Genomic DNA, 15,248 nt, shown 5'->3' on the forward strand with positions numbered 1-15,248 from the left:
TTAGAAGAGAAAGTCGTACAGATTCCATATGGTAAAAAGACTTCTTTCAGATTTAATGAAAGAGTCTTTTTATTATTTAAACCTCTAATTACTCATGAAAAGTGGTATAATATTTAAGTTAGAATTGTCGTGGCTTATCAAAGGAAATGAACATCAAAAAAATACGAGGTGGGACTATTATGGAAAAGACAAAGAGCAAAATACACTACGCCTGGTGGATTCTAGTCGGACTGTGTCTAATGGTAGGGTTAGGCAAGGGAGCGCTTAACAATACAGCAGGTCTGTTTATCACTCCTGTTGCTAAGGATTTGGGAATTGGTATCGGGAATTTGACGCTTTACTTGAGTATTTCTTCAATCGTCACACTAATTTTCTTGCCTATTGGTGGAAAGATGATGGCTAAGTATGACATCAAAGCACTTCTAATTAGTGCAATTATTTTACAGGCAGGAGCATTTGCTGCATTCGGATTCATGAAAGCAGTATGGGGCTGGTACCTCTTTTCGATTCCTTTAGCAGTAGGGGGCGTATTCATTACTGTTATCGCGGGACCTGTATTGATCAATCAGTGGTTCAAGAAAAGTAATGGCTTAGCATTAGGAATAATGGGAGCGGCAGCTGGTGCGCTTGGAGCGATTTCTCAACCTGTAGTTGGAAATCTCATTGCTAGCAGAGGCTGGGGCCAAACCTACGTGATCGTAGGTGTAGCCGTTTTGATTATTGTAATACCGGTTATTCTTTTGCTCATTCGTAAGTCGCCAAAAGAAAAAGGATTACAGCCTTACGGAGCTGAAGTAGTTTCTGTAGATGGCGAAGCTGTGGAAGACATGAATGATAAAGGGATAGCATTAGCAGTTGCTAAGAAGTCCGGTGCATTCTATGCTTTGACGCTTTTCTTCTTCTTAATAACAGCGATTGCAAGTTTTTCCATTCACATTCCAACGTTCCTTGCGAACAAAGGCTATTCAGTTGAATTTTCTGGAACAGTGATGGGGATTTATATGATCGGTGTCTTAATAGGAGCACTGATTCTAGGCGTACTTAGTGATAAAATCGGTTCTAAAAACACGTCCTTACTCGCAATGGCTCTTGGTATTTTGGCAATCTTTATGTTGCTGTTCCTCTCTGAAAGTTCTACTTTCATTACGATTGCAGCTGGGATTTTAGGATTCATGGCAGCGTCTATCGGTACTCTTGCACCTACGCTTGCATCTACACTGTTCGGTAGTAAAGACTATAGTCAGATCTATGCAATGGCCTCACTTGGTCTTGCTGTGGCATCCATCATTGCATTGCCGGCATACGGGTATATCTATGACTTCACTGGAACGTACACAATTGTTCTTTGGATAATCGCCGCAATGTTCGTCATTAACATCCTAGCAATTCTCTTTGCATTCAAAAGTAAAAAGAATCTTGTTGACCAAGGTCATTGGAATTGACCAAATTATTCTATCCTCACTTATAATATATAGGTGAGAACTTTCAGATACGTTGAGGAAGTTAAAAGGCTGCAAGACTGTCGAATTAGTGACAGTCTTGCAGCCTTTTTAGATTTATTTTACATTCGTTAAAGTGGAGAGGTTATATGTGTTCTCGATTTCCTCGGCTGGTACGGGTTTACTGTACAAATAGCCTTGGCCTAATTGACAGCCTCCACGTTGAAGGAACAAGGATTGTTCCACTTCTTCAATCCCTTCAGCTATGAGCTGCATATCGAGATTACGTCCCATATCAATGATCGTTTGAACAATCGATTGGACAGGTAAGTGCGTGAGCATTTCCATCGTAAAGGACCGGTCGATCTTCAAATAATCAATAGGAAGGAACCCTAGCTTGCTTAAAGAAGAATATCCTGTACCGAAATCATCGATGGCTAATTTTACGCCAAGTGTCCGAATTTCTTCTACGATTCGAATCGACTCTGAGTCATTTTGCATCATAGATTCCGTAATTTCCAACACGAGTAGATGTGCAGGGAAGTCTGAAATCTCAAGGACATCTTTCACAAGGCTTGGGAAATTAGGATTTCTAAATTGTCGTATCGATACGTTGACAGCAACCCCTATTTCGTCGTTCACACTGTGCCAACTTTTCACTTGCTTACATGCAGTTTCTAACACCCACGTTCCGATATCGTTGATCAACCCAGAACGCTCTGCAACGGGAATGAACTCTGCGGGTGGGACCAATCCTAATTCAGGGTGTTGCCAACGGACGAGTGCTTCAAAACTTCTAAGTTGTCCGGAAGCAAGATCGACAACCGGCTGGTAATGGACAACCAACTGCTCAGATTCCAATGCAATCCGAAGATCGTTTTCGAGCATGAGTTGCTTATGATCATCATTCTCAGCATCTGGAGAGAACATCTTATAAGTATTCCCCCCAGCTTCTTTTGCCAAATACATAGCGCGATCCGCATTTTTTAAAAGTGTCACAGAGTCTGCACCGTGCTGCGGTAGATGACTGATACCAATGCTTGCCGACGCATACAGTAGTGTTTGATTGACCTCGAAAGGTTGTCTGAGTGCCTCTAACACATCCTTAGCAATCCCCACTGATCTTGAATTTGGAAGTTCAGACAAAATCACAAATTCATCTCCACCATGACGGAAAATCTGACTACCTAAAGGAAGTGTCTGTTTCAGGCGAATACTTACAAGTTTAATGAATTTATCTCCTGACAAATGTCCCATCGTATCATTAATCGACTTGAATCGATCGAGATCGAGGAAAAGCACTGCTAATTCCAAGCGTTCGCCTGTCATTTTGTCGAGAACTTTGAATAAGCGGTAACGATTTTGCAAGCCTGTTAGATAGTCATGATTTGCATTATAATCCAGCTCGATATTAGATAATGTGAGCTTTTGCTGGATTTCCTTATTTTCAAGTAGCTGCTTCTGTAGTGAGAAAGCTGTCTTGTCCGTTTTTTGAATCAAGTAAATGAAAACAGGGGTAGCAAAAATAAGCAACATGCCTGTTCCTAAAATGTCATACCAAAGCTTACGTTTAAAATCCAAGTGATAAAACTGTATAAGTAGTTCTTCAAAAAGAATGGGAAGAAGTACGACGAATAGAAGGACTAGAATTAGTCGTTTGTATTTATAACGTTGCGAAGTGAGTTCCATAGTAAACCGCCAATCCATATTCAATTTGATAGATTCAAGTTAATGGGAAAATATCCATCAAGATAACATACATCATGTATCGACAGAAACTGAGTTTTTTATATAGGTTTAATGGCACGGATGCTACCTAGTAAAAATCCGCCTAGTATTCCCGGATGTTCTACTAAAGTAACAATTTGGATTATTTTGGAGAGTATTAGCATATAGTATGCTATGATTATTTTGAAAATTCTTTCTTATTTAGATTGTTGATGTAAAAGTCTGATGGCTACGTCTGGTTTGTCGGTGAAAACTCCATCTGCACCAATAGATAAGAGGTGAGCGATCTCTTCAGGGTCATTGACCGTATAGGGATGTACAACAAGGGTGAACTGGTGGGCATTTGTAATAAGAGTTTCTGTAGCGCTAGTTGCATTGACTCCAATTCCGGAAGCATACTGAGCAACTTGTTTTAGTTTTCTTTTCGTCAGTTTATCATCGTTGTCGAGTGAAAAAAGTTGAATCAAAGGAACGGAAGGGCTTAACTCATGAATTCTTTTCAGACTCTCCCCACTAAACGATTGAATGATCACTTTTGGTAGTGGATCTGTGCGATTTAACAGCTGATAGTCGTTTAATTGTTGGACCAATTGCTGTTCAATACCCGGGTAGCGGTTGGGCGATTTGATTTCAATATAGTAATTTGTTTGGTTCCCGAATTCACGTAACACTTGTTCAAGAGAGGGGATACGAAGGCTAGCGAACGAATTCGATGCATACGTCTGATTGGATTGATTGAATTCTTCAGCAGGTTTGAAAGCGCTTAACGTATTAGAAGTGATTGTGTCAATATCCATTTCCGTTCCGTTTAATTCAATGGAATCATTATGGAGGATTACTAACTCATTGTCTTTCGTACGGTGGAGATCCAGCTCGATGTAATGGGCACCCATGTCAATTGCGAGCTCATAAGAGGGCAATGTGTGTGCAGGCGCATAAGCAGAAGCACCGCGATGTGCAATTACTAGAAATGGTTCTGAAAGTAAAGAAACAGGTGGTTCGTGTTGCGTAGTGCAGCCTGAAAGAATAAGTATCAGGAATGTAGTTATCTGAACAAACTTCATGTGTAGGTTCCTCCAAACTTTATGTTATGGGAATGTTAAGTTTCTGTAAAACTATGTAAATAATGAGAGTATACGTGTATTGAAATGATACCATGTACCTGAATGAAGCGACAGATACATGCAAACTGATGACGGGAAAGGGATGGGGAGTATGAAGCGAGTGGAACTGATAGATGTGTCAAAGTCTTACGACAAGCAAGTAGATGTCATATCGAATATCGATGTAACAATCGAACCCGGAGAATTTTTCGTCTTAGTTGGACCTTCAGGCTGCGGTAAAAGCACGATGTTGCGAATGATCGCAGGACTTGAAGAAATCACGGGTGGGACGCTAACGATCGGTGGGAAGCGGGCGAATCATTTATCTCCTGATAAGCGTGACCTCTCCATGGTGTTTCAAAACTATGCCTTGTATCCACATTTAACGGTTTTTCAAAATATAACATTTGGACTTGATGTAAAGAAAGTGAAAAAGACAATTCAATCGGAACGTGCGAAAGAAGTAGCGGATATGCTTGGACTGACAGACTATCTTACGCGTAAGCCGCGTGAACTATCAGGTGGACAGCGGCAGCGGGTTGCGTTAGCTCGAGCAATTGTTAGTGAAGCACCAATCTGTTTGATGGATGAACCTCTCTCAAATTTGGATGCGAAATTGCGTGCACATATGCGAACTGAAATCCGTAGAATTCAACGTAAGCTTGGCATTACGATGATTTACGTAACACATGACCAAGTCGAAGCGATGACGATGGGTGACCGGATTATGATTTTGCACGAAGGGAAGATCCAACAAGTCGGAAAGCCAATTGATATCTATAACTTCCCTGCGAATCCCTTTGTCGCAACGTTCATTGGTTCACCTCCAATGAATATCAGTCCGGCAAAAATGGATCAATCGAAATCTAGTATATGGATTGACGAGAACATCCAGATCTCATTGAATGCCGAACAGCTCGCTGCAGTTTCTGCACGATCGTTGCTCGCAGGCATTCGACCTGAGCACATTAAACCTGTAATCACAGGAGAAGAAGTCGGAAATAAGAGTTATGTGGACGTGATCAATGTCGAAATACTCGGCAATGAAACCGTCTTTTCATTTCAAGTTGGGAACCGGGAATGGCTTGCGAAATGGAGTGGTCAGTGGGATATCTCTATTGGGGATCGCGTACCCGTTCTAATTGGCTCAGAATACTTCTGTATATTCGATGAAGAAACAGGAGAGTTGATCCGTAAACCGGAAGGGCTGGAGCATCTTTCGATAGCGAAAGAGGTGAGTCTATGACGGAAGTGAAAGCATTGGGGAAATGGAAAAAATCTGCAAATCTGCGCGTCGGATTTCTTTATTTGTTACCCTCCATTATTCTTTTTGCAGTGTTTCTCTTTTATCCGATGATCCGCACGATTTACTTGAGTTTTTATCTAACCGACCAAAATGGAAATGCAGCAGTCAATGTAGGATTTGAGAATTATAGCTATTTGCTCACCTCTCCTGCATTTTTGAATAGTATGAAGGCAACCGGGTTATTTGTCCTGTATACCGTGCCGATTGGAATTATTATTGCTTTATTTTTTGCATTACTCGCTAACGAAAAGCTGAAAGGTATCGGTTTTTTCAGAACGATGTATTCGTCGACTATGGGAATTTCTGTTGCAGCGTCCTCTGTTATCTGGTTGTTTTTATTTCATCCAAGTGTTGGGCTATTCAATCGAGTGCTACTTTCTCTGAATCTCCCTCAAGTACAATGGTTACTGGATCCAGAGTGGGCGCTTCTATCTATTGCAATCTCTACGATTTGGATGAATACGGGGTTTTCATTCCTCATTCTTCTCGGTGGTTTACAGAATATCGATGAGCACCTATATGAGAGCTCACGTATTGACGGAGCAGGCTATTTTTACAGGCTCCGACGTATTACGATTCCAATGCTATCGCCAACCTTATTTTTCATCATCACAATTTCTCTCATCAATGCGTTCCAAACATTCGGACAAATTGATATTTTGACGAAAGGCGGGCCGTCCCAATCGACCAATCTGATTGTGTACTCGATTTACCGCGAAGCCTTTATTAACTATCAGTTCGGAACAGCAAGTGCCCAGGCAGTTATTCTATTCATCATCATTCTTTTCGTCACCATCCTTCAGTTTAAGTTGCTTGAGAAGAAGGTGCATTATCAGTGAGAGATTCGATGCTAAAGAAAGTGTGGATTTACTTCTTACTCGTCGTCACATCTTTGTTGGTGTTCTTCCCTGTGTTGTATGCCTTCATGATCTCCTTTATGACTGGTCCGGAAATTCTACAAGGTCGATTTTTCCCTGAAGCTTTCAAGTTCGATAACTACGTGAAGGTGTTTGAACGGCTACCCCTTGTGAAGTATTTACTGAACAGTTTCATTGTTTCATTGACTGTCATGGTCGGGCAACTGGTCGTATGTAGTTTGGCCGCGTATGCTTTTGTGTTCATCCCGTTTAAAGGAAGAGACCTTGTCTTCTTCTTATTCATCTCCACTATGATGATTCCTTGGGAAGCGACGATGATACCGAACTTCTTCACGATTCAGAAGCTCGATTGGTTAAATACGTATCAAGGCATGTCATTGCCGTTTTTCGCACTAGCCTTTGGAACATTCCTGTTGCGACAACATTTCAAGACAATTCCGAAAGAGTTGCAGGAGGCTTCACAAATTGCGGGTCTCAGCCGTTTTGCTTTCTTCTGGAAAGTGATCTTGCCAGTCTCTAAAACGAGTCTTGTCACATTAGGGGCATATGGGTTCCTCACGACGTGGAATATGTACTTGTGGCCGTTGCTGATCACGACGAACAGTTCCGTGCGCACGGTTCAAATCGGGCTAAAGCAGTTGCAATCGCAAGAGATGTCAACCGATTGGGGGGTGGTCATGGCTGGCGTCATTGTTGTTATCATTCCGACATTATTACTGTTATTCCTCGGACAGAAACAGTTACAGAAAGGCTTGTCGCAGGGTGCTCTAAAGTGAACAATTTAGTGAGCATACAAAATGCTAACAAAATCTTTTAAGTAGAGGAATACTAGGATGAAAACTTTGAGAGATGGGGTGTAGAGGAAGATGAGAAGAACTGTGAAGCTCATGCTATTATTTTTAACCGTACTCAGTTTAGCGGTCCTTGCAGCGTGTACGAATAGTGACTCCAGCACGAACAACGAAGGAACTAAAGAGGAGGGCACGAAAGGTGAAGCAACGAAGACGGAAGATGGAAAAGTGTCTATTGAGTTCTGGCATGCAATGTCCGGAACCGGTCAAGTGTCATTGGATGAAATCGTTGCAAACTTCAACGAGTCACAAGAGAAGTACGAAGTGAAGGCGGAGTTCCAAGGGACATATGAAGAATCGCTGACAAAACTTCGAAGTGTTGGTGGAACGAAAGACGCTCCAGCAATCACTCAAGTATTTGAAATCGGTACAAAGTATATGATCGACAGCGGCTACATTGAGCCAATCCAGAAGTTTATCGACAAAAATAATTTTAATGCGGATGAGCTAGAGCAAAACATCTTGAACTACTACAAAGTCGACGACGAGTTGTACTCTATGCCATTCAACTCATCCACGCCAGTTATGATTTACAACAAAGATGCGTTCAAAGCTGCCGGACTCGATCCTGAAAAAGCACCTGAGACGTTTTCAGAAGTGATCGATGCAGCGGCAAAGCTGAAAAAAGGTGAAATGTACGGATTCTCCATGCTGACATATGGGTGGTTCTTTGAACAACTGCTTGCTACTCAGGGAGGTGAGTATGTGAATGAAGACAACGGACGCACGGGCGATGCGACGGAAGCGACATTCAATGGAGAGGAAGGCCGTCTTGTATTCGAGACGCTTAATACGATGAACAAAGCGGGTACGTTCGGCAACTTCGGAACGAACTGGGATGATATCCGTGCAGCCTTTGCTTCAGAAAAGGTCGCAATGTACTTGGATTCATCAGCTGGAGTGGCTGGAGTAATCGACACGGCACCATTTGAAGTCGGTGTTGCGTACATTCCTTATGCGGATGAAGTGAAGCGCAATGGCGTCGTTATTGGCGGGGCATCCCTATGGATGTCGAAAGGGATTGCTGAAGAAGAGCAAGATGCAGCATGGGAATTCATGCAATACTTAACAACACCTGAAGTGCAAGCAAAGTGGCACTTGGATACTGGCTATTTTGCGATTAACCCGAAAGCATACGACGAAGAAAATGTAAAAGCGAAGTGGGAAGAGTTCCCTCAATACAAGGTGACAGTGGATCAGCTCCAAGATACGGAGCCAGGCTTTGCTACACAAGGAGCACTGATTTCCGTATTCCCTGAGTCACGACAACAAATTGTGACGGCACTCGAAGATATGTATCAAGGAAAAGATCCGCAAGAAGCATTGGATCAAGCAGCAGATGGTACAAATCGTGCGATTGAAGTTGCAAATAAAACGAAGAAGTAAGTAGTTAACTCCACTGCGGTGGAGTTTTTTGTTTTAGACAGAATGTTGAGGAGGCGTGAGGGCAATATTGGGACTAGAACTTGGGGAGGGGAGTAGATGAAAGAAAATCAGAAACGGTATAACAGGAAGACGGAAGGTAGAGGATGTTTGTCTGATCTGTTATTCGCCATTCCAGATTTAGTAGTTGCTCCATTTCTATGGCTACTGCGAGGAATTCTTGCTTTTATCCGGACGATGTGGTGACGCAAAAGTGTTGTCCGACAGTTGTTGCCGGTTGTCGGATACCTAGGTTGTTTTGTCCGACATTTCGATTGAGTTGTCGATCACTTCCGGACAGTTGTCCGACACATAGCGGAGTTTCTCGATAACGGGACACAATTCAGCCCAAAAAGGAGCTGATTTGTAGCGCTTCGCTTGTTTAAAGAACCCGCTTCAGCTAGGTGTCGCGCGTTTCACGGAATTTTCACTGCTGAACATATACTAAGCGAAAAAAAGCTGACGTTTGAATCCGTGATAATCACGGATTCAAACGTCAGCTACAATATATTGGTTAACCTAAGATTCTCAATTCACGAGGGAACGTTGACAGCACTTCGACTACGCCGTCTTCATTAATATAGACAGTGTCCTCGATGCGAACGCCGCCTTCACCTGGGATGTAGATACCTGGCTCGATTGTGAACACGAGACCTGGCTCTGCAAGTTCTTCGTTGTTCATATGAATGGATGGTTCTTCGTGCACTTCGATCCCGAGACCGTGTCCGACACGGTTGTTGAAATACTCACCGAAACCAGCTTCTTGAATAACGCTACGTGCAGCGATGTCAAACGTTTTTAACGGATTACCTGCTTGGACAGCGTGGATTCCCGCTTGGTTCGATGCGAGCACAGTATCATAAATGAGACGCTGGCGATCAGATGCTTCTCCGATAATGAACGTACGCGTCGTATCGGACATGTACCCGTCTTTAGCGACTCCGAAGTCGATTAACAAATAATCACCGACTTGCAGTTTTCGTTCACCAGGTTCACCGTGTGGTAACGCCGCTTTTTCGCCCGACAACACAATGGAAGAGAACGAAGGTCCATCTGCACCAAATTTACGCATTAAGTATTCGAGCTCCGCAGTCAGTTCGGATTCCGTCATACCGACTTTCACTAGCTTGATGCCTTCTTCTAATACACGCTCGATAATTTCAATCGGCTTCTTTAACGCTACTATTTCTTCGCGTGTTTTCCGCTTGCGAAGCGTGTTAATGTAGCTTTGGACATCAGCAACTTCTGCTGCTGGGAAGGCTGCTAGGAATTCGTTGTAACGGAAATAACTGAACGCTTTCGCTTCGATACCCACTTTTCCTGAAAGCTCACCAACTGAGGACTGGATGACGTCAAAGGGAAGTTGTTCATCCGAAATCGAGACAATCGTTTCGATGTCAGAGCTTTCTGCTGCTGCATCTTTGTCGAGAGCAGGTGTGAACAGAATCGTTTTTCCATCAGTAGCTTCTATATATAATCCAAGGAACCGCTCGTGTGGGTCCGAGTTGAATCCAGTGAAATAGAAGACATTTGCGGGATCTGTAATGAGAGCCGCAGTAAGTGATTGGTTTTGAATGTGAGAGCGCAACGCATGGCGCCGTTTTTCGTACATGTTAGTCATAAGTAAGTCCTCCTAGTATGCAGTATATAGCTTTATTATGACGTAGTTGACGCAAGAACGATAGGGTTTTGCCTAAACAATCCATAAAAAAACCGGCTACTAGGAGCCGGTTTCAAAGTTAACTAAAGATATTCATCGTCGTAATAATGATTGGCATTGAAACAACGTCAATCAGGAACGCACCGACAATCGGTACGATTAAATAAGCTGTGCGTGAAGGACCGTAACGTGCAGTTACAGCAGCCATATTGGCCATCGCATTTGGCGTTGCACCAAGTCCATGTCCTGCAAAACCTGCACACATAACGGCTGCATCGTAGTTTTTGCCGAGGATCCGGAACAGCACGAAGATTGCAAAGAGTACGAGGAATACAACTTGTACAAAAACGATAACGAGTAATGGAAGCGCAAGATCCGCAACTTCCCAAAGCTTAATGCTCATAAGCGCCATAGATAAGAAAATCCCTAAAGCGACATCGCCGATGAGGGTGATGCTCCGCATGTGAACGATATTTCCGTTAATGCGATCGACAACGTTGCGGATTACGACAGCGACAAACATTGCGCCGACATAATTGGGTAAGACGATAGCGTTTTCCATAAATGAACTTGTAACTTTCGTGAACACATCACCTAACAATGATCCACCCGCCATAGAAGCAACGATGAGGAAAGCTTGCATCGTGAAGTTGTCTACATTGATGGCTGGATCATGAGCTTCAGCTGTATATTCGTAGGATTCTTCTACTTCAGTAGATTTCAAGTCGTGTTTTTTGATTAAATACTTAACAAGCGGCCCACCGACCAATCCACCTGCGACTAATCCGAATGTTGCAGCAGCAATTCCGATAGAAAATGCGGAATCGATTCCCATTGCTTCGACAGTTGTTCCGTAAGCAGTCGCACCACCGTGTCCGCCTTCCATGGAAACTGCTCCGGCCATCATTCCGATTAGGGGATGAATGTCGAACAAGTACGACATGGAGACACCGATGACGTTTTGCATAATCGCTAGGAATCCACAAGCCACCCAATAGATAATGAGCAACTTTCCGCCCAATTTAATGAGAGCAAAGCTTGCGCCAAGCCCGACTGTTGCGAAAAACGTCAGCATGAATAAGTTTTGTAGAGATGTATCGAGCGTGAAGCTCACAAGCCCTGTAGCTTTCAGTATTGTTGCAAGAATGGCGAATAGCAATCCTCCAACAACTGGTGCTGGAATACAGAACTTTTGTAAAAACTTGGTTTTACGCACGAGTGCCGTGCCGAGTAAAAACAACGCCATCGCTAAGAATAGCGTTGTGACCTGATTCATTTCAACTGTCATTCTGTGTTCCCTCCAAGCAGTGAGACAATCGCTTCATTCGTCAAGTGTGCACCGAGTTTTACGGTACGACCGCTAACGTCGAGCGAAGGATTGATTTCTGAGATGTCAAATGAAAGCGTTTTCTGTGCAGATGCAACGATATGAATTAGCTCCCGAACTTGCTTCGGAGATAATCCGAATGGTGAAGGTGCACTAACGCCTGGTGCTACAGCCGCGTCCAAAACATCTGAACAGAGTGTCAGCATAATATAATCTTGGGTTGCAATGAATTGATGAAGTTGCGTATAAACGTGCTCGGTTGGCATACTCTCCAATTCACGCTCTGTTATATAGCGAACGCCTAGGCGATCGGCTTCATCGAACAATACCTGAGTATTTCCGTATTCCTGAATTCCTAATACAAAATAAGATGTAGTTGGATCTGTATCTAACATTTGCTTGAACATCGTCCCTGAAGAAGGCTGTTCCTCATAACTGCGTAAATCAAAATGTGCATCAATATTAATGACACCAATTTTCGCCTCAGGTCCAGCAAATTCTCGCACGCCCAAATAATGACCGTAAGCGGTTTCATGACCGCCCCCAAGTATAATTGGCTTCATGTGACGTGCCAAAATTTCTTGAACAGTTTGTCCGAGTTCTCGTTGGGCTTGTTCCAATTGGTCATCTATACAAACAATCGTCCCTAAATCGATAAGTTGATGTGACTCTGGCTGTCTCCATGGTAATTTCGCAAGTTCACTGCGTAGTGAATCTGGTCCTGCAGCTGCGCCCGTACGACCGTTGTTACGTCGAACGCCTTCGTCGGATGAAAACCCGATCAATGCACACGTCGGACTGGTAGCGCTTTCTTTCAAAGGAAGTTGTTGTATGACTTGATGAAGACGAAAAGCTGCCCGATTGGTTTCATCGTCGATACGTCCATTCCAAATATCTGACTGTGTAGCATGGATCATGAAGATCACCCTTTCGAATTTGATAGCAATACGCTTCATTATACGAGCGGTCACTTATCAATTCAAATACCTAAATTTTATTTACTTATGCTTTTTAGTTATAATTGAATACAACAAGGAGATGAAAAAATGGACATTAAACAGCTTCGATACTTTACGGCAGTCGTCCAAGAGGGAGGCTTTTCAGGTGCAGCCGCTAAATTGCATTTGTCGCAGCCTTCATTGAGCAAAGCAATTCGAACGTTGGAAGAGCAAATTGGATTTCAATTGTTAGAACGGACAACGAAGCGGGTCAGCTTAACGGAATCGGGTAGCGTGTTCTATGGAAGGGCTCTTCATATATTAGGGGAAATGGATATTTTTGAAAAAGAAGTGAATGAAGTAAAAGTGGTTGGAAGCGGGGAAGTCAGGCTTGGTATGATTGAATCCGTGAAGAATTGGATTCCCAACATCTTGAGTTGGTATAGAAGTGAATATCCGGATATGCACGTCGTGTTAAAGGAAGTACTTGGTAGAAACGATATCGAGCAGGCACTTCGTGACTATGCGGTACATATTTGTTTGACTAACGAATTCATCGACGAGCCAGATATTGTAACCGCACCTCTCTATGAGGAAAAGTTGGTGCTCGTCCTAAATGAAAATCATCCACTTGCGAGTCGGGAGACGATACAGTTTGCTCATATAGCTAACGAGCCTTTCATTATAACGAGTAAAGGATTCCAAACTCGGAACAATATAATGGACGCGTTTGAAGAAGCGAAGGTAAGTCCAAACATTTGTTATGATGCGGATCGTTTCGAAACTATTTTGACGCTTGTCCAAGCTGGAATCGGAATCTCCATAATACCTAGAAACTATATCGGTGAAGTGGTTCCAGCAACGCTGCGAATCTATGAAATGGACAGTCGAAGCCTTGAGCGCAAAGTATATCTTGCCTACATTAAAAACCGTTATCGGCCACCAGCGATAGAGGCACTCTTACAGCACATGATTGATAGCACAGCACTTTCGTAAGAAAACCACTAGTCAGATTGTAAATAACCTCCAGATGGTCTGGTGGTTGCTTACAGTCTATTTTTTATGTTTAAAAGAGTTTTCCTTAACATTCAAGAGCACTCGGCACACATCCTAAAAAAATAATCAAATTCCAACTTCTTCACTCTACATGTCACTAACATTATGCCGATATATGTAATGAAAAAATTCAATATTGAGAGAAGGAATTCTATTTGGGCAAGAACCGCACGTGTTTCACTATTGTTGCACTCATTCTCTTACTTGGAGTTAGTTTGGTCTCAGGAAATCAGGTTTCCGCGAAAGTTAGTGCGATGCTAGTACGACCTACAAGTACCAACGAATTAACGAGTGAATTACTCGTACAATATGTAGAGATGCCAAAATCAATTGCAGTCGTCCCGTCAGCACCTGCTGAAACTGAAGCTGTTACGGACATTGCACCATCTGTCCAACTCCTCAGTTTTGAAACAATTTCAGATATGAAAGATGCGGCTCTTCAATTGGAGAAACATCCTCTAGTTGAACGTGTGGAACCGAACTATGAACGCAAAGTTTCAGTAGTCCCAAATGATACGTATTATAGTAAACAATGGTGGATTCCACATGTGAAAGCACCAAGTCTCTGGAAACGAGTAACTGAACAAACTCAAGGTACTGTCGTTGCAGTGATTGACTCTGGAATCGATAGTGCCATTCAGGATTTTAGTGGCAGAATTGCAACAGGTGGTCATAACTTTGTGGATAACTCCTCTAATGTTAACGATGTTAATGGACATGGTACGAGTGTTTCAGGAGTTATTGCCTCCGTTATGAACAATCATTATGGCATCACTGGTATTGGCGGTCCATTTGATATTTCAATCTTGCCACTTAAAACGATTCGCGATGATGGTATGGGAACAGTAGCAATGAATGTCCAGCGATTGACTACGCTATTCAAAAGCACGTCGATGTCATTAACATTAGTCAAGGTGGCGAGACACCTTCACAGTTTGAAAAAGACGCAATTCATCGAGCGACAGAGGCTGGGATTCTCATCGTCGCCTCCGCAGGAAATGATGCTGAAAAAGGGAATCCGGTTATGTATCCGGCAGCTTATGATGAAGTATTATCCGTCGCTTCAGTCAATGAATTAAATAACCGATCCACATTTTCCACGTATAACGATGGAGTGGATATAAGTGCTCCGGGAGAACGAATTGCGACGAATCTGCCGGGCGGATCGTTCGCCTACATGTCTGGAACTTCGTTTTCGGCACCAATTGTTGCAGGAGCTGCAGCGATGGTTCGCGCAAATCTACCTAGTATCAGTCCTGTTCAGCTGACAGAACTATTAACGACTACTTCAACTGACTTGGGGGCTCCGGGAAAAGATCCTTACTATGGTGCAGGAGTTTTAAACATGGAACGAGTGGCAACTGTCCTTGATAAGAAAACTATGGAAAGCCGAATCATTCATCCGACAAGCATTCAATTTTACCAAAACAACATCGAGTTGACTCTAGGGAATCCTGCTACACGCTCAGCAGCCATACTTAAAGCGAATGTACTTCCAGAAAGTGTGTCGTCACTGCAACAACAGTAGATGGTGGTCTAA

Annotated in this window: 12 protein-coding genes and 1 pseudogene; 8 read left to right on the forward strand and 5 right to left on the reverse strand. The window is 43.0% G+C overall.

The genetic code is table 11. From position 1 onward, the window contains the following. Positions 1–179 precede the first annotated feature (179 nt). Positions 180–1,442, forward strand: coding sequence for an MFS transporter (locus ACRPI0_RS01220; protein WP_432354256.1), 1,263 nt, complete (start codon positions 180–182; stop codon positions 1,440–1,442). Positions 1,443–1,556: 114 nt separating this feature from the next. Here ACRPI0_RS01220 and ACRPI0_RS01225 read toward each other — a convergent pair whose 3' ends face one another. Further along, a complete protein-coding gene (locus ACRPI0_RS01225) occupies positions 1,557–3,128 on the reverse strand; it encodes a putative bifunctional diguanylate cyclase/phosphodiesterase (protein ID WP_432354258.1) in 1,572 nt (523 codons plus the stop codon). A 236-nt stretch (positions 3,129–3,364) separates the two neighbouring features. Next, positions 3,365–4,231, reverse strand: coding sequence for a glycerophosphodiester phosphodiesterase family protein (locus ACRPI0_RS01230; protein ID WP_432354259.1), 867 nt, complete (start codon positions 4,229–4,231; stop codon positions 3,365–3,367). Positions 4,232–4,382: 151 nt separating this feature from the next. Here ACRPI0_RS01230 and ACRPI0_RS01235 point away from each other — a divergent pair, with 151 nt between their 5' ends. From ACRPI0_RS01235 to ACRPI0_RS01255, 5 genes are all read left to right on the forward strand, one after another. Beyond that, complete coding sequence (locus tag ACRPI0_RS01235) at positions 4,383–5,516, forward strand: ABC transporter ATP-binding protein (protein WP_432355853.1); 1,134 nt, start codon at positions 4,383–4,385, stop codon at positions 5,514–5,516. Beyond that, positions 5,513–6,415 carry a carbohydrate ABC transporter permease gene (locus ACRPI0_RS01240; protein WP_432354260.1) on the forward strand — a complete coding sequence of 301 codons (903 nt, stop codon included), beginning with the start codon at positions 5,513–5,515 and terminating at the stop codon, positions 6,413–6,415. Before ACRPI0_RS01235 ends, ACRPI0_RS01240 begins: the two co-directional genes overlap by 4 nt. A gap of 8 nt (positions 6,416–6,423) precedes the next feature. Further along, entirely contained in the window at positions 6,424–7,230 is an 807-nt protein-coding gene (locus tag ACRPI0_RS01245) for a carbohydrate ABC transporter permease (protein ID WP_432354261.1), read from the forward strand. Between the two features lie 102 nt (positions 7,231–7,332). After that, positions 7,333–8,691: an ABC transporter substrate-binding protein gene (locus ACRPI0_RS01250; protein ID WP_432354263.1), complete on the forward strand. Its 1,359-nt coding sequence runs from the start codon at positions 7,333–7,335 to the stop codon at positions 8,689–8,691. A 96-nt stretch (positions 8,692–8,787) separates the two neighbouring features. Further along, positions 8,788–8,934 (forward strand): hypothetical protein, encoded by a 147-nt coding sequence (locus ACRPI0_RS01255; protein WP_432354264.1) that lies wholly within the window; start codon positions 8,788–8,790, stop codon positions 8,932–8,934. Positions 8,935–9,241: 307 nt separating this feature from the next. On the opposite strand, the gene ACRPI0_RS01260 is transcribed toward ACRPI0_RS01255, so the two are convergent. From ACRPI0_RS01260 to hutG, 3 genes are all read right to left on the reverse strand, one after another. Continuing rightward, positions 9,242–10,348, reverse strand: coding sequence for a M24 family metallopeptidase (locus tag ACRPI0_RS01260; RefSeq protein WP_432354265.1), 1,107 nt, complete (start codon positions 10,346–10,348; stop codon positions 9,242–9,244). A 118-nt stretch (positions 10,349–10,466) separates the two neighbouring features. Next, positions 10,467–11,675: a sodium/glutamate symporter gene (gene gltS, locus ACRPI0_RS01265; RefSeq protein ID WP_432354266.1), complete on the reverse strand. Its 1,209-nt coding sequence runs from the start codon at positions 11,673–11,675 to the stop codon at positions 10,467–10,469. Next, positions 11,672–12,631, reverse strand: coding sequence for a formimidoylglutamase (gene hutG, locus ACRPI0_RS01270; RefSeq protein ID WP_432354267.1), 960 nt, complete (start codon positions 12,629–12,631; stop codon positions 11,672–11,674). Before hutG ends, gltS begins: the two co-directional genes overlap by 4 nt. Positions 12,632–12,760: 129 nt before the next feature. On the opposite strand from hutG, the gene ACRPI0_RS01275 reads away from it, so the two are divergent. Further along, entirely contained in the window at positions 12,761–13,648 is an 888-nt protein-coding gene (locus ACRPI0_RS01275) for a LysR family transcriptional regulator (RefSeq protein WP_432354268.1), read from the forward strand. 482 nt (positions 13,649–14,130) lie between these two features. Continuing rightward, positions 14,131–15,236, forward strand: a pseudogene (locus ACRPI0_RS01280) (S8 family peptidase). Positions 15,237–15,248: the final 12 nt, after the last annotated feature.

The organism is Sporosarcina sp. A2 (genome assembly GCF_050858885.1).
Classification (GTDB): domain Bacteria; phylum Bacillota; class Bacilli; order Bacillales_A; family Planococcaceae; genus Sporosarcina.